This window comes from Rothia sp. 11254D007BW, assembly GCF_053548195.1.
In genome coordinates, this window is sequence record NZ_JBPWPK010000001.1 from 1,452,844 (window position 1) to 1,472,945 (window position 20,102).

The following is a 20,102-nucleotide window of genomic DNA, read 5'->3' on the forward strand; positions in this document are numbered from 1 at the left end:
GGGCGCTGTGGGTAAGGCGGTGCGATACGCTAGAAGACTAGGTATTTGCTCTGTTGTGAAGGTGTGCCTGTGTCTACTTCTTTCCCTGAAATCCCGGTGACAGCCCCCGCCATTATTCGTCAGGTGGGCTCTGGTGCCTACACGCGGGGGCAGCGGTATATGCGCGAGGGTAACGTCATTCGTTACACCTATGACGAGCAGTCGCGAGTGCTGGAGGGGCAGGTGGCTGGCTCTGGTTCTGCCCCCTACACCGCGCGGGTGGCCTTCCCCGCGGAGGTCACCGCGGGCTCCTATGCTTTTTCGGCGACCTGTTCCTGCCCGGTGGCCCATAACTGCAAACACGCGGTGGCGCTGATGCTGACCGCAATCGACCGTACGGCCAAGGCTAAGCGGGCTATGACGGCGTCCTCAAGTACCTGGAAGACCACAGCGAGCGCCGACGAGAAGGTACAGGAAATCCTGGAGATGGCCGATACGGTGGGCCTGCAGCGGGCTGCAGATCTGCTGAGGGAACACCGGGGCGAGCAGGCGAGTGCCGGTACCGAGGAGCAGGCGGACGCCGGTGCTCGGGTCGGGCAGTCCCTGCCGGCCTGGCGACGCTCTCTGGCTCATTCTCTTGCTGCCCGCCCCAGCTATGACAGCCGCAACCACCGGGTGACCGGTGCGCTTGATTTGCGCCTGGTGGTGCCCGGTAAGTACGGATGGACCAAAAATAGCGGGGCCCCTCGCGTCTCGCTGGAGGCCCGGCCCCTGATGATGGGGGCCCGCGGCAAGTGGATTAAGGGCGGTTTGAGCTGGGAGAAGTTCTCGGGCTCTGCCGCCGGGTCGGCGGGAACCGGTCTGCTCCCCGAACACGCCGCCTGGTTCAATGAGTTTTACGCGGTCATTCGCGGGTCCCAGTCCATCTACTCCTCCCACCGCGATTGGGCTTCTATCTCGAATGTGGACTCGTCCTTGCTCTGGCAGATGCTGGAATCTGCCGATGAGGTGGGCTTGACCGTCCTCTTGGACGGCAAAGAAACCGGTCTGACCATCGCGAGCGCACCCCAGGTTGAATTGGCCCTTGAACCGGTCCCTGAGCGGGGGTCGTCCGCCGATGCCCTACGTCTGACTCCCCTGTTGCGCTGGGGAGCCTACACCCTGCCAGCTGGTTTCACCCACAAGCTGGGCAATAACCGCCAGGGCTTTATTGCCCTGGGTGGGGCAGCCCAAGAAACCTATGTGAAAGCCGCAGCGGCAGCCCGCTGGGAGTCCACCCTGCCCTCGGCTCTGGCCCAGGCCGCCGATGTAGCACCCAATGACCGCCCCTCCTGGCTCACCGCCGACTCGGAGCTGGTACTCATTCCCTTAGCTGAGCCGCTGGATGCGGTTGCCGAGTCCCTGGTATCCGGGGAACAGGTGACCGTGCCGGCCGCCGACGTCCCCGCCTTTTTTGCCGACTACTACCCCGCCCTCACCCGGGCTCTGCCTGTCTCAACTGCCAGCGAGGAACTGGAGCTACCGGCCGTCCGCATGCCCACCCTCGTGCTCTCTGTGCACTTTGACGAACCCGGCCCGCCCTTCACCGCCCACACCGGCTGGCACTGGGAATACCCGGTCAACCCCACCGGCGATGACAGCGATTTTCTCAGGCTTGATGCCCTGGGCTACCCCGGCGAAGACCGGGCCGATGTGCGCGATACCGCCCACGAGTACCGGGTGCTCAAAGAGGTCAAGAGGATCCGCCCGGGCATTCCCTTCACACGCCACTACACCGAGAACTGGGGCACCCGCACCCTGCTGGAAACCTACCTGCCCGACTACGAGCAGATTGAGGGTGTGCGCGTTGATGTGACCGGGCCCCGCCCCGAATTCCGCGAGCTCGACGAAGCCCCCGAAATCATCGTGACGGTGGACGACACCCGCCGCCGCGACTGGTTCGGCTTGGGCGTTGCTATCAAGGCCGGGGACTGGCATGTGGCCTTCTCCGATGTTGTTGCCGCCCTGGCCAAGGGCCAAACCCACCTGCTGCTCGGTAACGGCCAGTACTTTGCGCTCGACCAGCCCGAGTTTATGAAATTACAAGAGCTGCTGCGCGAAGCCGCCCAGCTCACCGACAAGACCGGCCCGCTCGAAATTAACCGCCACCAGGTGGGCCTCTGGGAAGAACTCGAAGAGCTGGCCGCAGAAACCCAGACCGTGGCCGCCTGGGATGAGCAGGTCTCTGCCCTACTCAACCTCGATGACCACTCCCCCGCCGATGTGCCCACTACCCTACAGGCCACTCTGCGCCCCTACCAGGTAGAGGGCTACCAGTGGCTGGCCTTCCTCTGGGAACACGGCCTGGGCGGGGTGCTGGCCGATGACATGGGTCTGGGCAAGACCCTGCAAACCATCGCCCTCTTCCTGCACGCCCAGCAGAAAAAACAGGACGCCGCCAGCCCGCTGGGTGCCGCCCACCAGCCCGGCACACCAGAAAGCGGGGCGGACGCGTCCTCCCTCTTCCTGGTGGTCGCCCCCACCTCGGTGGTGCCCAACTGGGTGCGGGAAATCAAGCGTTTTGCCCCCTCCCTCACGGTGGTGGGGGTGGAAGAGTCGGTGCGAAAGTCGAAACGGCGACTGGCCGATACCGTTGCCGGAGCTGACGTTGTGGTGACCAGCTACGCCCTCTTCCGGCTCGATGAAGAACACTACTTTGAGCTGGGCACCCAGCAGCCCTTTGAGGGGCTGGTGCTCGATGAGGCCCAGTTCGTCAAAAACGCCAAAACCAAGGCTCACCAGGCCGCCCGCGACCTGCCAGCCCGCGTCAAGATTGCGGTCACCGGCACCCCCATGGAAAACAACCTCATGGAATTATGGTCCATGTTCTCTATCGCCGCCCCGGGGCTCTTCCCCTCAGCCCGCGCCTTTAAGGACGTCTACGCCACCCCCATCGAATCCGGGGAAGAAACCAAGGCCCTGGGCAGGCTGCGCCGCCGCATCCGTCCGCTCATGAAGCGCCGCACCAAAGAACTGGTGGCCGCCGACCTGCCCGAGAAGACCGATATGCGGATCGATGTGCCCCTAGCTCCGGCCCACCGCAAGGCCTACGACACCCACCTGCAGCGCGAGCGCCAGAAGATTCTGGGTCTGTTGGAGGATATCGATAAGAACCGTTTCACTATCTTCCAGTCCCTGACTACCCTGCGCCGCCTGGCGCTCGATGCCACCCTCATTGATGCTGAACGCTACGCCGGGGTGGAGTCTTCTAAGCTGGACTACCTGGAAGAAAACCTGCCCGAGATTATCCATGACGGCCACCGGGCCCTGATTTTCAGCCAGTTCACCGGCTACCTCAAGAAGGTCGCAGGCAGGCTCTCTGACATGGGCATCCCCTTCCTCTACCTGGACGGCTCCACCCGCAACCGCGGGGAGCTGCTCGAAGAGTTCGAGTCGGGTACCGCCCCCGTCTTCCTGATCTCCCTCAAGGCAGGCGGCTTTGGCCTGAACCTGACCAGCGCCGACTACTGCTTCATCATGGACCCCTGGTGGAACCCGGCTGCCGAACAGCAGGCCGTTGACCGCGTGCACCGTATCGGGCAGACCAAGAATGTAATGGTCTACCGCCTGGTATCGGCGGGCACCATCGAAGAGAAGGTCATGGAACTCAAGGAGTCCAAGGCCGCCCTCTTTGATGCTGTGGTCGATGAAGGGGCCTTCTTTGCCTCCCAGCTCACCGCTGCCCAGATACGCGACCTGCTGGCAGCCCCAGAACCAGACGCCGGTCAGGGCGCCGTCTCAGAAAAGACAGGAGAGTAAACCGTGAGCAAGATTCTCATGGACTTCACCCCGCTCACCTACTCCCCCGACTTCAGGCGCATCTGGCTGGGCGGGCTCTTTTCCACCATAGGTTTTGCGATCACCTCGGTGGCTATTGCTCTGGAAATTTACGCCCTGACAGGATCCTCCGGGGCAGTGGGTCTGGTGGGTCTGGTCTCTGTGGTGCCGCTGGTCATTGGCGGGCTCTACGGTGGTGTGATCGCCGACCGCTACGACCGGCGCAAGGTCGCCCTAGTTGCAACCCTGGGCATGTGGGGCGTTACCCTGCTCATTGCCCTGCATGCCTGGCTCAACATCCACAGCGTGGCGGTACTCTATGCCCTCATTGCCGCCGAGTCCCTGCTCCAGCCCATCAACCAGTCCGCCCGCGGGGCCATTATCCCCCGCCTCATCAAACCGCGCCTGCTCCCGGCAGCCAACACCCTCATGATGTCGGTAGGCACCCTGGGCATGAGCGCCGGGCCCCTCATCGGCGGCCTGCTCGTAGCCTCCGTCGGCTACCAGCTCACCTACTCCATCAACGTTTTCGCGATGACCGTTGGCATCTGGGCCCTCTATCGGCTCCCGGCCATGCTCCCGGAGCAGAGCGGGGCGGCGCGTCCGTCCGTCCTGACCTCAATCCGCGAGGGGCTGGGGTTCGTGCGGCGTAACACGGTCGTGGGTATGACCTTTGTGGTGGACCTACTCGGCATGTTCTTCGCCCAGGCCCGCCCGCTCATCCCGGCGCTTGCCGCCCTGACCTTCGGCGGCGGTGAAGCCGGAGCCGGCCTGCTGCTAGCTGCCGGCCCCGTAGGTGCCCTGCTGGGGGTGTCTTTCTCTGGCTTCCTCAAGGACGTCCGCCGCCAGGGCCGCTTCCTCACCCTCAGCTACACGGGGTGGGGGCTGGGGTTTATCGCCTTCGGGCTCATCGCCTGGGCTTACGAGGGGCGCCTGCCCAGCGCCTCCATCACCGAAAACCTGCTGCCGCTCAGCCTGGCTTTTGCGGCGCTGGCTTTCATGGGCTGGGCAGACGCCCTGGGGTCGGTCTACCGTTCCACCATTATTCAGGTAGCCACTCCCGACGCCCTGCGCGGACGCCTACAGGGGCTCTTCATCATCACGGTTGCGGGCGGGCCCAACCTGGGTATGGCCTTTGTGGGCGGGGCTGCCGAGCTGGTGGGCTCTCCCCTAGCCGCTGTGGTCGGTGGAACCCTTGTCATGGTCACTATTGCCCTAGCCACGCTGGCAGTCCCGGCCCTCTGGCGCTATGTGCCCGAGCCCATTCCTGAAACGCGGCAGCAGCCTATCGTTGATTCTTAGAAGTCGTAGCAGTCAAGGGGCTCCGCAGGGTCACGCTCGCTGTGACCCTGCGGAGCCCCTTGGGTAGCCTTTACTAGAAGTCGATATCCGCAGGGTCGGGGCCGATACGGCCTTCGGCTGATGAGAGCGCGTCAATCTTTGAAACCTCATCGCCGGTCAGGGCCAGCTTGAGGGACTCGAAGTTAGAGACGATACGCTCGGGGGTTACTGACTTGGGGATGGCAACGATGCCGTGGGCTCGGTGCCAGGCCAGCACAACCTGGGCGGGGGTGGCGTCGTGGGCTTCTGCAATCTCGCCAATGACGGGGTTCTCCAGCAGATCGGAGCGGTTACCCAGGGGGCTCCAGGCTTCAGTGACGATACCCAGTTCCGCGTGGACCTCGCGCAGGTTCTCCTGGGCGAAGTAGGGGTGCAGCTCGATCTGGTGGATGGCGGGCACAACGCCGGTTTCGGCGACGATTTCCCGCAGCTGCTCTTCGGGGAAGTTAGAGACGCCGATGGACTTGGCCTTGCCCTGCTTCTGCAGCTCAATCAGGGCCTTCCAGGTATCGACGTAGAGGCCCTGGGCAGGCTTGGCCCAGTGAATGAGCAGCAGGTCGACGTAGTCGGTGCCCAGGCGTTCCAGGGAAGCCTCTGCCGCGGCTAGAGCCTGCTCGTAGCCCTGCTCGTCATTCCAGACCTTGGTGGTGAGGAAGACGTCCTCACGGGCGACGCCGGAGGCAGCAATTGCCTTGCCGGTGCCCTCTTCATTGCCGTAGATTTTGGCGGTATCGATGTGGCGGTAACCGGCGTCAAGGGCTAGGCCGACGACCTTTTCGGCGGTGTCGTTTTCAACCTGCCAGACGCCGTAGCCCAGCTGGGGAATGCTGTTGCCGTCATTGAAGGTGAGGCGGGGTGACTCAGTCATATCTTGTCCTTTCGCGTATGCACGGTCACACCCCACTCTAGTCTTCCCTACTCTTAGCCCCTAGCCTGTTCGGTAGGGGTGAACGTAGGCCGGTCGCTATATTCAGGTGCGCCCAGGTCGCCTTCGGCGGGGTCGCCGCCGAGTCGGTGGCCACGGTCGAGGGCTTCGATAGCAGCGATCTCATCCGGTGTCAGTTCCAGCCCCTGCACCGCCAGGTTAGAGGCCATACGGGCCGGGGTTTCAGTCTTAGGAATTACGACGTTGCCCACGGCCAGCTGCCAGGCCAGCACCAGCTCAGCCACCCCAATACCGCGGCGCCCTGCCAGCTCTTTCAGGGTGGGGTCGGTAAGCACCAGACCGTTGCCCAGGGGGCTCCAGGCTTCGGTCAGGACGCCGCGGGCCGAGTTCTCTGCCCGCATACGAGTTTGGGTCAGGTAGGGGTGCAGTTCAATCTGGTTGACCACCGGGGTGACGCCGGTATCGCTGATGATCTGATCCAGCTGGGTATCGGTGAAGTTAGAGACACCGATGGAGCGTACCAACCCGCGCTCGCGCAGTTCAACCAGGGCCCCCCAGGATGCTCGGTAGCGGCCCAGGGCTGGCTGTGCCCAGTGGATAAGGTAGAGGTCCAGGTAGTCTAGCCCCAGTAGTTCAAGAGAGCGTTCTGCCGCTTCGATAGCGGTGTCATAGCCCTGGTCGGTGTTCCAGAGCTTGGTGGTGATGAAGAGGTCGGTGCGGGCCAGGCCTGATTCTGTCACGGCCTGTCCCACCCCGGCTTCGTTCTTATAGATGGTGGCGGTGTCAATATGGCGGTAGCCGGTCTCCAGGGCGGCGGCCACTGCTGCGGCGGTAGCCTCGGGGGCAATCCGGCAGGTGCCAAAACCCAGCTGGGGTATGGCGCGGCCATCGTTCATGGTGAGAGAGTGCATGGGGGATTCCTTATCTAGCGGCGCCGGCGTCCGCTTGTCTTACGTCCGCGAGGTTCTGGTTCTTCAAGGAGCAGGGAAAGAGAGATCCGTTTGCGAGCGGGGTCAGCTTCAACCACACGCACTTGCACGATATCGCCAGATTTGACGATGGTGTGGGGGTCAGAGACGAAGTCGCGGCTCATCTGCGAGACGTGGATCAGGCCGTCCTGGTGGACGCCGATGTCGACGAAGGCACCAAAGGCGGCGACGTTGGAGACGGTTCCCTCCAGGATCATGCCGGGAACGAGGTCCGCGATAGTTTCAATGCCTTCTTCGAAGCGGGCGGTGCGGAAGGTGGGGCGGGGGTCGCGACCGGGTGCAGAAAGTTCAGCGATGATATCGGTAACGGTGGGCAGACCAACAGTTTCACTGGTAAAGTCACGCGGGTTGAGGGCAGCTAGGCTTTCTGCGCTGACCTTGCCCTGGGTGAAGCCACCGGCAGCTGCCACAATGCTGCGGGCCAGGTCGTAGGATTCGGGGTGCACGCCGGAGGCGTCCAGCGGCTCGGACCCGCCGGTGATACGGACGAAGCCGGCAGCCTGTTCAAAAGCCTTGGGCCCAAGACGGGGCACCTTGAGCAGGTCGGTACGACGGGTGAAGGGACCGTGCTCGGTGCGGTAGGTGACGATGTTGTCGGCAATGGTCTTGTTCAGACCTGCAACTCGGGCAAGCAGGGCCGGTGAGGCGGAGTTCACGAGTACACCAACAGCGTTGACGGAGTCTTCGACCACGCCGTCGAGAGCCCGGGTGAGGGCTGCCGGTGAGACGTCGTGCTGGTACTGACCCACACCGATCGATTGGGGTTCGATTTTGACGAGTTCGGCCAGGGGATCTTGCAGGCGGCGGGCAATCGAAACTGCCCCGCGCAGGGAGACGTCCATGCCGGGTAGTTCGCGGCTGGCCAGTTCTGAGGCTGAGTAGACGGAGGCTCCCGCTTCGGAGACCACCACTTTTTCAAGACCCCGGTAGCCGTTAGCAGTGCACTGTTTGATGAGGTCACTGGCAAGTTTATCGGTTTCGCGGCTGGCGGTTCCGTTGCCGATAGCAACCAGTTCTACACCGTGGGTGCGCACCAGCTGGGTGAGGGTATCGAGGGACGCCTGCCACTGGTTTCGGGGGGCGTGGGGGTAGATGACGTCGGTGGCCAGCACCTGGCCGGTCTGCCCGATGACAGCGACCTTAACGCCGGTGCGCAGGCCAGGGTCGAGCCCGAGGGTGGTGCGGGAGCCAGCGGGTGCTGCCAGCAGTACATCGCGCAGGTTCGAGGCGAAGACGGCGATGGCGTCCTTTTCCGCCTGTTCGAAGAGGGAGGTTCGGGCTTCTGCGGCGAAGCGGGGTAGTAGGCGCTGACGCCAGGCGATGCGCACGGTCTTGGCCAGCCAGCCAACGACCATGGTTTCGTCGGAGACCATGTTGAGCACCTGGGCCCCGATCCCCAGAGCCTCAGCTACGGTACGTTCGTACCAGCTACGCTCCCGGTCGTATTCTTCAGCCAAAATTTCGGCAGCTTCGCGGGCGGCACCCTTGAGGGAGGACTTGGCCGGGGGCAGCACGTCCACGTCAAAACTGACCTTAACGGCACCTTCTTTTTCGGCACGGAGCAGGGCCAGCACCCGGTGGGAGGGGATGCGGCGGATCTCTTCGTTGAACTCGAAGTAGTCGCTGAACTTCGCCCCGGCGTCCTGCTGACCGGGAATCAGGCGGGAGGTGATAACGCCGCGGCGTACAAAGCGCTGGCGGAGGGTTTCGGCCAGGGCGGGGTCGGTCATGGCCTGCTCAATCAGGATGGCCCGGGCTCCGTCCAGGGCATTGTCGACCGAGGCGACGGTGGCTTCAACCGTACCGGGGTCGGCATCGGCCAGCTCAGGCTCGACGTAGGCGTCAGCGATGTCGGCGGTAGGGGCGAAAGGGACTTCCAGCAGATCTTCAACCAGGGACTCCAGCCCGGCTTCACGGGCGAGAAAAGCCAGGTTCTTGCGTTTGGTTTTGTGGGGCGCATAGAGCGCCTCGAGCTCGTTTTTGGTGGGCGCGGACGCCAGCGCTGCCGCTAGGTCGTCGGTGAGCAGGGCCCGCTCGTGGAGGGTCTGCACAATAGCTGCCCGGCGCTCTTCGAGTTCCCGCAGGTAGCGCAGGCGTTCAGCAAGAGTGCGTAGCTGGGCATCGTCCAGCCCGCCGGTGGCTTCCTTGCGATAGCGAGCAATGAAGGGCACGGTGGCCCCGTCATCAAGCAGGGCTACAGCCGAGCGCACCTGGCCGGGGCGGGCACCGAGTTCTACAGCGATACGTTCCTCAATTGAGGGAAGGGGGGCGTGGGGTTCTGCTACCGGGCCTGCGTGTGTCATAGTTTCTAGTCTCTCATACCGGTTTTACTCCCCGGTTCAGTGAAGCCCACCGGGCGGGGGTGGCCCAGCTGCCCAGACCGGTCTAACCGAGTGCGGGCGCCCGGTCATCTGCGTGTAACAGTTACGCTTGCAGTGGTCAGAGAGGGGTAGCAAGACCTAAAGTGGTGCTACAGGGTAGTCTCGAGCCCAGCCTAGACAGGCCTATCCACCGAGATTTTCCGCCCCGCCCACCATTCTTGTATGACCTTGCTTTGGAGAACCACCGTGCCAGATGCAACTAACCTTACCTATGCAGAGTTCTGCGAACGCTACGATTCCCTGCTGGGCGGGCTCGCACGCATGGGCTGGACCTCCTCTGAAGCTGTACACCGGGCGTCCGTGCTCTACCCCGATATCGATCGCGACCTACTAGATCAGGCCGTTCATTCTGGCCGCTGGCTCTTTAGCGGTAGCCAAGGGCAAACCCACTCAAATGTGCTCATGGCCTCGGCTATCTGGTACGCAGTAGCTGTCAGTTTTGATTTTGAGCCCGACTATGAGTACGCGGCGGTAGGTCTTGACCCAACCATCATCCAGGATCTTCCGCGTATGCTGGAGTCCTTTGCGGTCCCCGCTGAGGCAATTGCCGGAATTGTCGGGCGTATCGGTGCGGCCCTCAAATACATGGCGGAACACCCCTATACCGAGCTCGAAGAGCAGGCCTACGACGACTTTCTCACTCATCTGCCGCAGGAGATTGCCCATATCTCTCGTGGGGATTTCTCCTGGCCCCCGTCCCGGGCACTGATTGAGGACCGTCTGGGGGACCGTTCCTGGTCCAAGGCCCTGCTCAAGGTGGGGGCCTGCCCGCCGGATGCTGAGGGGCAGGGTATTAAACTCGAGGCTGGCACCCTGAGCGAGCGCACCTTCCGCAATACTCTGGGCGAGTTCCTGAATTACTGTATCCGCTACGACCGTAAACCCTCGGTTCTGCTCTACGGCAGCTGGGCTGAAGACCCTACCCGGAGCGGACGCGTGCCCCATCTAGGTACGGTACGAGCCAAGTACGGCTCTTGGCACCTGGCTCTGCAGGCTGGCCGCCAGATGCTCAACGACGCGATGGCCTTAGGTGGTTCACCCGCTTTGCCAGCTCGCCCCATTAACCAGCCCCCGGTTGACCCCACCGAGCCTCTCAACATTCAAGAGATTCAGGCCCAGGGTATCGGCGTGGTACAGCCAAAAGTGCTGACCGAGAGTGAGCGTACCGCCCGTGCCTGGCAGCAGCTCCTATCGGTCACTAAGCAGCGTCTTGATGAACTGCCCTGGACCCTTTCACTGCGGATCTACTACCTCTCTCCTGAGATAGTGGAAACGGAGGACGTCACTAACTTTGTGAGTATCTTCCGTTCGCCTGCGGGTTACTTCTGTGAGCTCACGTCCCCCGACGAGTTTGAGGCCATCGAAGTGGAGCTTGATACGGAGATGCTAGAAAAGGCCGGGTGGACGGCTCCCGCGCCGGGCGGCCGCTGGGCTCGAAATTTCCTGTCGGTTTCGGACGCCGCAGAAGGCGTCATTGAAGCCATGCACCGGGGCATGGGCTGTGACCATCCTGATTACTACCAGTCAGATGACCCGACGGGTAGCCTTTCGGTGAATACTGCCCACCCCAGTACCGGCTCTATCCCCATGGTGCCGGTGACCGGTAGCGGTTTCATATCAATTGACGATTTTTAAGGGGAGAGGTGCCCAGCTCCCAGCGCTAGAATGGGTTGCCTATGAGTGCCTCCCGTAAACGTCCGCCCGCTCCCCGTTTTTCTGCGCCCAGTGACCGCCAAATCCGCGCAGGCGTCCGCCTTGTAGCGGATCTGCCCCGCGGGCTGCGGCGAGCGCTAGCCCTTCTGTTGGTTATGGTCTTGCTGGTGGGCGGTGTGCTCTGGTTGCGCTCTCACGAGTGGAACGTCCGCGCTGCCCTCGATGATTTACTCAATCCGGCAGGCACCGCCGTGAGCACCGGTTTTGCTGGCTCCGGGGTGCAGACCTATTCCACAGCAAGTGAGGTGCTTGCTACCCTGACGGTAGCTGAGCCCTACGCCCAGGCCAGGTACAAGCGAGATGCCTACGGAGACCCGTGGGCCGATATTGACCGCAATGGCTGCGATCAGCGCAACGATATTCTCACCCGTGACCTGACCGATCTTGACGTTGCAAGTAACTGCTATGTGCTCTCGGGTAGCCTCGTGGACCCCTACACGGCTGAGACTATCGACTTTACGCGCGGGCCTAAGACCAGTGAGGCTGTCCCCATTGACCATGTAGTGGCCCTATCCAACGCCTGGTCTTCGGGGGCCTGGCAGTGGAGTGCAGAAGAGCGCGTCCTGCTCGCTAACGACCCTCTTAACCTACAGGCTGCGGGGCAGACGGCTAACACTGAGAAGTCCGATAAAAGCGCGGACGCCTGGCTCCCCCAGCCAGGCTATCGTTGCGAGTATGTGGCACGGCAGGTATCGGTCAAAGCTGCCTACCAGCTCACTGTCACCAGCGCTGAAAAGCGGGCTATGCAGGGCGTCCTAGCAACCTGCCCTGACCAGCCCGCTTACAGGTCTGCTTTTGCGGGCTAGTGGTGCTTGGACTTCTCCTCGGCACGGGCGGTGAGGGTCTGGCCGCGGTTCTTGCGGTAGATGAGCCACCAGCCAGCACCTAACAGGGCATACCAGACCGGCATGGCGATCAGGGCCTGGCGGGTGTCTTCGTACATAAAGAGCAGCACGATGACGCCCACGAAGAAGACCAGCACAGCGTAGCAGGTAAAGACGCCACCGGGCAGCTTGTAGACAGAGGCCTCGTGCAGTTCCGGGCGGGTCTTGCGGTACTTGAGGTAGGCAATCATAATCAGCGACCAGGTCACAACGGTCAGCACCGATGCCACCGTAGTGACCAGGGTGAAGGCGGCAATGAGGGAGTCACCCGCATAGAGCAGAATCAGACCCGAGAATAGCAATACAGTGGTCAGGAAAAGACCGTTGCGGGGCACGCCGTTTTTGGAGAGCTTGCCGAAGATGGCGGGGGCATTGCCGTTTTGCGCCAGGCCGTAAATCATGCGGGAGGTTGAGAAGATGCCCGAATTAGCGGACGAGGTCGCACTGGTGAGCACTACGAAGTTCACCAGGTGGGCGGCGAAGCCCAGGCCTGCCAGGGTGAACATCTCAACGAAGGGGCTCTGGTTGGGGTCGATGTTGCGCCAGGGGGTGACCATCAGAATCACGGCCAGGGTCAGTACGTAGAAGACGATGATACGCACCGGCACCGCGTTGATGGCCCGGGGCAGGGTCTTGGTGGGGTCCTTGGTCTCAGCAGCTGTAGTGCCGATAAGTTCAGCGCCCAGGAAGGCAAAGATGCCAATCTGGAAGGCCGCAAAGAAACCGCTTGCGCCCATGGGGAAGAAGCCCCCATCGTTCCACAGGTTTGCCACGGAGGCCTTGTCACCGTTGGGGGAGGTAAAGCCTGCAAAGACCATCACCAGGCCCACGATGATGAGCAGGACGATAGCCACAATCTTGATCAAGGCAAACCAGAACTCGATTTCACCGAAGTTCTTCACGCTGGGTAGGTTCAGAGCCAGCAGCAGGCCGATGAGACAGAGGGCTGGGATCCAGGCAGGGAGGTCAGGCCACCAGAAATGAACGTAGCTGGTGATGGCGATGATATCGGCAACACCGATGACGACCCAGGTAAACCAGTAGGACCAGCCCATAAGGAAACCTACGCTGGGTCCGAGCAAATCTGTGATGAAATCGTTGAAGGTCTTGTACTTGAGGTTGGAGAGCAACAGCTCTCCCATAGCCCGAAGCACCAAGAAAATAACAGAACCAATGATTGCGTAGACCAGGAGCAGGGACGGGCCTGCGAGCGAAATGGTCTTGCCTGAGCCCATGAAGAGGCCCGTGCCGATTGCACCGCCGATAGCGATGAGCTGGATATGACGGTTTGATAAACCTCGTTGCAGACCTTCGGTTGCCTGCGCATCAGGTGTGTGCTCGGCTGTAGCCATGAGCGCCCCCTTATAAGAGTCAAAGTCCTGCCAGGAGCGAACGCGACCCTTCATATTCGATGAGAACAGGGGGTAACGCGCCTTTCCAGACCGGTATTTTGTTATAGTTCAGCTCAAGTGTAGTCCTTCTAGCAGGGGTATTTGTTCCGTTAATGTTGATAGCTGCCCCCTTGAGAGTCGCTTAATCCCACTATCTAAGTGGCTCTCCACACGCTAGAATGTTTACACGGAAACAAAATTTCTCGGTTTGTTACCGCAGCCGAGCCCCACTAGGACAGGAATTCTCATGCCTAAGCTTTCTAACGCCGCCCTCCGACTCACCGCTGGTGCCCTTATTCTTGATCAGGGCATCAACAAGCTCTCCATGGACGAAGAGACTTACAGCCACCTCAAGGGCATGGCTGCCAATGGCGTCCCCCAGGTATCGAAGCTTTCTGACAAGCAGTTCGGCAAGCTACTGGCAACCAGTGAAACCCTGCTCGGCGCCACCCTGCTGACCCCCTTCGTCCCCGCAAAGCTGGCAGGCCTGGGCCTGACCGCCTTCTCAGCAGGCCTTCTGAGCATGTACTTCAACATTGACTCGCTCACCAAGGAAGACGGCGTACGCCCCACCCAGGAAGGCACCGCAATGGCCAAGGACGTCGTCCTGCTTGGCGCAGGCCTGGCCCTCCTCTTCTCCGGCAAGAAGAAGTAGCCCTCAGCTCCTCTATTACCTCACCGCCCCGCTCCTTCCAGGAGCGGGGCGGTTTTCTGCACCCGCATGCCACGCCAAATAAAAAAATCTGACAGATTCATCAACTCTATTCAACACACCCAGCAGCCACCCAAAAGGAAGGAAACTTACCCAGAAAAGTATTCAGAAGTCAGAACAACACACCTTCACAGGCACCACAGTTCACGCCCCAGGACCCCAAAGCATGACCACACATATGTCTTAAATATAAAGACATGAGTGATATTAAACACTGTTTATTAAAGGTAGATGGGTTTAGACTCGTCTTCTAGAGCCTCAAAGAGACTTTGGCCGCAATAGCGAAAATTTTCTAGGCTCCAAGAACCACACCATCTCTCATAGCCCCCACACCATACAGAGCGGTATGGCCTCTTGGTAGCGCCCTTTTAAGCTGATGCGACTCCCCCACCTCATCTCGAAAGGACCCCCATGTCAACAACACGCCGCTCTCTTGTTAAAGGTGCAGCCTGGGCCGCCCCCGCAATCGCAACAACTACACTGGTTCCAGCTTACGCAGCGTCAACATCTACCGACGACTACTTTGTCTGCCCCACCACCCTTCACGATCTCACTGAACAGCTTGTTGGCGGTGTAAGTTCCATCAGCGTAAGCAGCTACTACAATTCGGGAAGCTTCCTGGCTCCTTTACACCAAGACGGAAGCTCGATTCTATTCTCCTTTAGCACCGGGCGTATCAAGCCAGTTCCGGTATACGGCCCTGACGGCAAGCCCAAGGTCGATGACAAAGGCAATGCAATTATGACCACAGGAGCCTATTTCATTCCAGGTTGCGGTAAAACCACCTGTGTACCGGATGTAGATGGCGGCTTTAAAATGCCCACCGCTATCAATGAGGTTGTTATATACGACCGCACCGGCGCCCGCCATATAGGAACTATTACGGCAGGAACCCCTACAGGCTGCTCACCCGTTACCAATGCGGGCGTAGGGGGCACCTGGACTATCCATGCAGATTTGCAGTATTCAGGAAGCGCCTGCACCCCCGTTGTTGGCCCAGAAAACCTCATCCGACAGATTTCTCTTCCTTTTTCGCTCATGTATATCAAGGGGTTGACCGAAGCCGACAGGCTAAAGACGAAGGGCGGAAGTTCCTGCTGCTTCACCATGAATTTCTACTTCGATGATTCTGGTAACTGTACCTCTAGCGTCGATGCTATATCTGCTGATTACACCTCAGGGCTACCTGCTGCACCGCAGCCCGTTGAATATGTACCCCACCTCGCCGAGTGGTACCGCCTTAAAGACGGTAGCGAAACCAACAGCTTCAGGGTTTCAGCAGCTAACAATGAGTTCCATCTATCGGGTAGCGGATTCACCACGACCACTTCAGTTACGTGGAACGATGTTGAAGTGCCGTTTGAAATCATTAGCGACAATCTCATTAAGATTACTTTCCCCCTTAGCAGCTCCCACAGCAATGGCATCTTCTACAGCCTTAAGGTAACTAATGCAGTAGGCGTTTCTAGCAATCAGCGCAATATGGCCCGCTACTCATAAACCATCATTAACGGCACCCAGTACTTTCCTGCTGGGTGCCGTCATATTGCACCTATCAACCAGAATCTAGCCACGCGCATGATAGGTTAACGAGAGCTAGACCACAGAGAAAGAAGGGGTTAGAAGAGTGGGCGCCCTACAAGAAGCACTCGACACAGCCAGCAGCTTCATCTGGGGACCTTTTCTACTCCTTCCCCTCCTCATTGGCACCGGCATCTTCCTCACCGTCAGGCTAGGCCTCATTCAACTGAGACTCTTCACCAAGGCCATGAGCCTGCAGTTCGGACGGCGCTCCCGTCAGGAGGGAGCCAAAGGAGAAATATCCTCCTTCCAGGCCATGAGCACCTCCCTCGGCGCTACCGTAGGCACCGGCAACATTGTTGGTGTTGCGCTTTCCCTCAGCATCGGCGGCCCTGGTGCTCTTTTCTGGATGTGGATTACCGCCATTTTCGGTATGGCTTCAAAATATACCGAATGCTTTCTGGGTGTCCGCTTTCGCCATCGAGACAAGATGGGCGAACTCACCGGCGGCCCGCAAGCCTACCTCCAGCGCGGGATCCCCAACCGCTTCGGCAAATTCCTTGCCACCATGTTTGCCGTCTGCTGCGTCTTCGCCTGCTTCGGCATCGGCAACATGACCCAGGCAAACGCCATCTCAGCCAACCTAGAGCACTCCTTCAACATCCCTCCCTACCTCACTGCGGGCGTCCTTGCTCTAGGAACCGCGGCAGCCCTGCTCGGTGGCATTAAAACGGTTTCAAAGGTAACCGCCTTATGTGTACCCCTCATGATTCTGCTCTACCTGGGTTTTGGGGCCTACATTGTGGCCATCAACGCCCATATGCTTCCAGAGGTTTTCATCATGATTCTGCGGGGTGCTTTTACCGGCGAAGGCGCCCTCGGAGGAGCTGTCGGTGCCGGAATGATTTTTGCCTTACAGGTCGGCGCCCAACGGTCCCTGTTCTCCAACGAATCTGGCATGGGCACCGCGGCCATTCCAGCGGCCGTAGCCACCACCTCCCACCCTGTGCGCCAGGGCCTAGCTTCCATGACTCAGACCTTCGTCGACACCATCGTGGTGATCTCAATGACGGGCTTCATTCTGCTAACCACCGGCGCTTGGCAAGGTGATGACCCAGCCACCTCGACATCAGTTGCCTTTGCTACCGGTCTTCCCGGCGACTGGGGCGGTTACATCGTTACCTTCTGCCTGGTACTCCTGGGCTACTCCACAGTGCTCGGCTGGTCTTACTACGGTGAACGCGCCCTAGAGTCACTCGGCGGTGGCGCTAAAGCTATCGTGAGCTATCGGATGATTTTTGCCCTGGTCTGCGGGCTAGGAGCGATTGCTCCACTCACCCTGGTCTTCACTTTCTCCGATATTATGAACGGTCTCATGGCCATCCCCAACCTCATCGGCCTGCTTCTTCTATCCGGCCTCGTAGCCCGCGAAACAAAGAAGTACCTGACTCACGACCCCAACTTTGAAGCAACGGTCGACAACATCGACAGCTTCATGTACGGCCACCTTGGCGGCTTGGACGCCCAAATCGACCACGAAGTTGACCTCTCCCAGAAGAACCCGGTTCTAGAACACCCCGATACCACCAGCCTCAAAGTGGTGACCGAAAAAATGCTTGCTGACGAGGCCAGCCAGACCAACCAGCCCCAGCTCTACGACATCACCCTCGAAGAGGTCAACACAGGAAGTATCCCCCTACAGACAGGCTCCTTACCCATCATCCAGCAGGCAAAGCCTACCTTCGGCTCCCCCACCGACCCACGCGCTATCGACGACTCGACCGAGAGCACAAAATAGTTTTTCGTATCTATCACACATATTTAGCCCATAAAGTAGTACAGTTGGTTTTTAAAAAATGCATCGGGCAAATTCCACGCTGAACATAGCTTTTTTAAATTTTCCTTGATTCATCAAGTGTTATTCCGTTCCAGACCGGAACAAACGGGCCCGTCTCACCCTAAATACAGCACTCCACAGAGACAAACCAACCGCACCCCCAGAAGCACAATCCGGTTTTTCAGCACAGTAGAGCCCACAAGGCACCACCCACCCCACAGACTGCGACATAAGCGCACCCAAAATACCGCTAAAGTGGGGACAGAACTTTTCGCATTCTGAACATATCCCGCAGGATACTCACGAAATAGCCCACAAAGCTCTCGCGGTCTCCCCCAAGGCTTACGAGCACCACTCACTCGGTTTCGCACCTGTATATAGAAGAGGACACACCCATGTCATTTACCCCAAACCGTCGCTCAGCCCTAAAGCTGACCGCAGCTGCATCCGCCGCGTCCGCTCTGACCGCAGCAGCTACCACCAACGCCCACGCCAACGGCCAGAAGCGCATCGCTATCATCGGCTCCGGCTACGGCGGCGCTGTAGCCGCCCGCGCCCTGACCGAAAAGGGCTACACCGTCGACATGATTGAGATGGGTGCAGACTGGGAAAAGATGGCAGCCAAGTCAAACGGCTACAAGTTTGACCAGATGACCTCCCCCACCGAACGCTCCATGTGGTTTGAAGACCGAACCGACATGCCTCTCTCAAGCATCGCAGGCATGGACTTCGTTAACCGCTCCATCGGCCGTGCAGCCGGCGTACTCGGCGTTGAGCGCTTCGCTAACATGAAGGTCTACGTGGGCAAGGGCGTCGGCGGTGGCTCCCTCGCCAACGGTGGTATGGCCGTTACCCCCATCCGGTCCTACTTCCAGCAGGTCCTCCCCCAGCTCGACGCTGCGGAAATGTACGCAACCTACTTCCCCCGTGCCAACTCAAACCTTGGTGTCAACGTACCACCCTCCGACATCGTAGGTACCTCCAAGTGGTACCAGTTCTCACGCCTCTCAGCCTCCCAGGCAGCCAAGGCCGGCTTCAAGCACCAGCTCGTACCCAACGTGTACGACTGGAACTACATGCGCCAGGAAAACTTCGCCCGCGTTCCCAAGTCAGCTCTCGGCGGCCAGGTTATCTTCGGTAACGACTACGGCAAGAAGTCCCTGCCCAAGACCATCCTCGCCACTGCTTTCGCAACCGGCAAGGTCAACCTGACCACCATGACCGAGGTAACCTCCATTACCCAGCAGGCCGACGGCACCTTCTCCCTGGACCTGAAGACCATCGACTTCAAGGGCAACCTGGTCAGCAACACCAAGAAGGTCTACGACCGCGTTATCATGGCTGCCGGTTCCGTGGGCACCAACCGTCTGCTCCTGCAGGCCAAGAACTTCGGCACCATCAAGAACCTGCCCGCCACCCTCGGTACCAACTGGGGCCCCAACGGCAACATCATGGTTGCCCGTAATATGAACGCTGCGACCGGTGGCTACCAGTCCGGCATCCCTGCCATGGGTGTCTCAAACTGGGATAACTCCACCAACTCGGTCTTCGCTGAGCTGGCCCCCTTTCCCGCAGGTATCGATATGCGTATCGGCCTCTACCTGGCTATCACCAACAACCCCAACAAGGGCAAGTTCACCTGGAACAACTCAACCGGCTCTATGGAACTGGATTGGGACTCCGCCAAGGCAGCCCCCGGCGTTGCAGCAGCTAGGGCCTTCATGGATAAGATGAACGCCGCTAACTCAGGAACCAGCTACAACAAGGGTCTCTTCAAGGACGGCAAGACCTTCGCTGACTACTTCACCTACCATCCCCTCGGCGGTGCCGTCATCGGTGAAACCACCGACCTCAACGGTGAAGTTAAGGGTGTTCCCGGTCTCTTTGTTATGGACGGCTCCCTCATCCCTGGCAAAATTGGTGTTAACCCCTTCGTAACCATTACTGCTATCGCAGAACGAAACATGGACCGTCTGCTTGCAGCAGGCCGTTTCGCCTAAACAAGAAAGCACACACAATGACTGCGCACACTCCCAAACGCCGCACCGTACTGAAGGCTGGTGCCTGGGCGGCCCCCGCCGTCCTGGCTACCAGTGCTATCCCCGCTTACGCAGCGAGCTTCGAAGAGATCCCCCGCACCGATCTAGCAATTCTGCTCTCTGATCCCACTGTGGACTGGTCAACTTTTCAGCCGGTCTACGATAGCCCCATCTATCGTGGTCCGACCACAAGAACCAACGTTGCTGCCTACGCGTCTTTCCCCAACACCATGACCATCACCAACGTTGGTACGGTGCCCGCAGTGAACCCCAGCGGCACCCTACTGACCGACATGAACGATGTTGCTACAGACGCTACCGGTTCAAACCGGGCCGGCACCTACGTTAACTCAAGTGATCCGCTCGTCACCTTCGCGTACGCTGGACAGGCAGGCTGGGGTTCCCCCTCCTTTACCTGGACCTACTCCGGCGTCCTACAGCCCGGTGAGTCCGTAGAGATTCCCCTGCGCTATTACGTGAATTTCCCTTTCTGGAACGTCCAGTACGAGCTGTTCGTAGCAGTTACTGTCATCGATGAGATGGACGGCGATTCAGACGATAACTTTGAGCACATGGGCGTCACCCAGGGCCGCGTTATCTACTAAGTAGAACC

The 20,102-nt window shown here is 59.9% G+C and carries 13 protein-coding genes; 9 read left to right on the top strand and 4 right to left on the bottom strand.

What is annotated here, in order from left to right; genetic code table 11:
• Positions 1-69: 69 nt before the first annotated feature.
• Both ACEE43_RS06530 and ACEE43_RS06535 read left to right on the top strand, forming a co-directional pair.
• Entirely contained in the window at positions 70-3,777 is a 3,708-nt protein-coding gene (locus ACEE43_RS06530; RefSeq protein WP_449108055.1) for a DEAD/DEAH box helicase, read from the top strand.
• Between the two features lie 3 nt (positions 3,778-3,780).
• Positions 3,781-5,097: an MFS transporter gene (locus ACEE43_RS06535; protein WP_449108054.1), complete on the top strand. Its 1,317-nt coding sequence runs from the start codon at positions 3,781-3,783 to the stop codon at positions 5,095-5,097.
• Between the two features lie 73 nt (positions 5,098-5,170).
• On the opposite strand, the gene ACEE43_RS06540 is transcribed toward ACEE43_RS06535, so the two are convergent.
• From ACEE43_RS06540 to ACEE43_RS06550, 3 genes are read right to left on the bottom strand one after another with little or no spacing between them, the layout of a single operon-like run.
• Positions 5,171-6,004, bottom strand: a complete 834-nt coding sequence (locus ACEE43_RS06540) for an aldo/keto reductase (RefSeq protein WP_449108053.1) — start codon at positions 6,002-6,004, stop codon at positions 5,171-5,173.
• A 53-nt stretch (positions 6,005-6,057) separates the two neighbouring features.
• The gene (locus ACEE43_RS06545) at positions 6,058-6,933 is read right to left on the bottom strand and encodes an aldo/keto reductase (protein WP_449108052.1); all 876 of its coding nucleotides are present in this window, start codon (positions 6,931-6,933) and stop codon (positions 6,058-6,060) included.
• Positions 6,934-6,947: 14 nt separating this feature from the next.
• The gene (locus ACEE43_RS06550) at positions 6,948-9,314 is read right to left on the bottom strand and encodes a Tex family protein (RefSeq protein WP_449108051.1); all 2,367 of its coding nucleotides are present in this window, start codon (positions 9,312-9,314) and stop codon (positions 6,948-6,950) included.
• Between the two features lie 264 nt (positions 9,315-9,578).
• Between ACEE43_RS06550 and ACEE43_RS06555 the strand changes: the two genes are divergently transcribed.
• Positions 9,579-11,027: a TY-Chap domain-containing protein gene (locus ACEE43_RS06555; RefSeq protein ID WP_449108050.1), complete on the top strand. Its 1,449-nt coding sequence runs from the start codon at positions 9,579-9,581 to the stop codon at positions 11,025-11,027.
• A gap of 41 nt (positions 11,028-11,068) precedes the next feature.
• Positions 11,069-11,911, top strand: coding sequence for an HNH endonuclease family protein (locus ACEE43_RS06560; RefSeq protein ID WP_449108049.1), 843 nt, complete (start codon positions 11,069-11,071; stop codon positions 11,909-11,911).
• On the opposite strand, the gene ACEE43_RS06565 is transcribed toward ACEE43_RS06560, so the two are convergent.
• Positions 11,908-13,341, bottom strand: coding sequence for an amino acid permease (locus ACEE43_RS06565; protein WP_449108048.1), 1,434 nt, complete (start codon positions 13,339-13,341; stop codon positions 11,908-11,910). The genes ACEE43_RS06560 and ACEE43_RS06565 overlap by 4 nt on opposite strands.
• 286 nt (positions 13,342-13,627) lie before the next feature.
• Between ACEE43_RS06565 and ACEE43_RS06570 the strand changes: the two genes are divergently transcribed.
• From ACEE43_RS06570 to ACEE43_RS06590, 5 genes are all read left to right on the top strand, one after another.
• Positions 13,628-14,035 carry a hypothetical protein gene (locus ACEE43_RS06570; RefSeq protein ID WP_449108047.1) on the top strand — a complete coding sequence of 136 codons (408 nt, stop codon included), beginning with the start codon at positions 13,628-13,630 and terminating at the stop codon, positions 14,033-14,035.
• Between the two features lie 468 nt (positions 14,036-14,503).
• On the top strand, positions 14,504-15,592 hold the full coding sequence (locus ACEE43_RS06575; RefSeq protein ID WP_377125944.1) for a hypothetical protein: 1,089 nt from the start codon (positions 14,504-14,506) through the stop codon (positions 15,590-15,592).
• 127 nt (positions 15,593-15,719) lie between these two features.
• A complete protein-coding gene (locus tag ACEE43_RS06580) occupies positions 15,720-17,411 on the top strand; it encodes an alanine/glycine:cation symporter family protein (RefSeq protein ID WP_449108046.1) in 1,692 nt (563 codons plus the stop codon).
• Between the two features lie 434 nt (positions 17,412-17,845).
• Positions 17,846-19,450, top strand: coding sequence for a GMC oxidoreductase (locus ACEE43_RS06585; protein ID WP_237209629.1), 1,605 nt, complete (start codon positions 17,846-17,848; stop codon positions 19,448-19,450).
• A 17-nt stretch (positions 19,451-19,467) separates the two neighbouring features.
• A complete protein-coding gene (locus ACEE43_RS06590; protein ID WP_237197025.1) occupies positions 19,468-20,094 on the top strand; it encodes a hypothetical protein in 627 nt (208 codons plus the stop codon).
• The last annotated feature ends 8 nt before the right edge of the window (positions 20,095-20,102 follow it).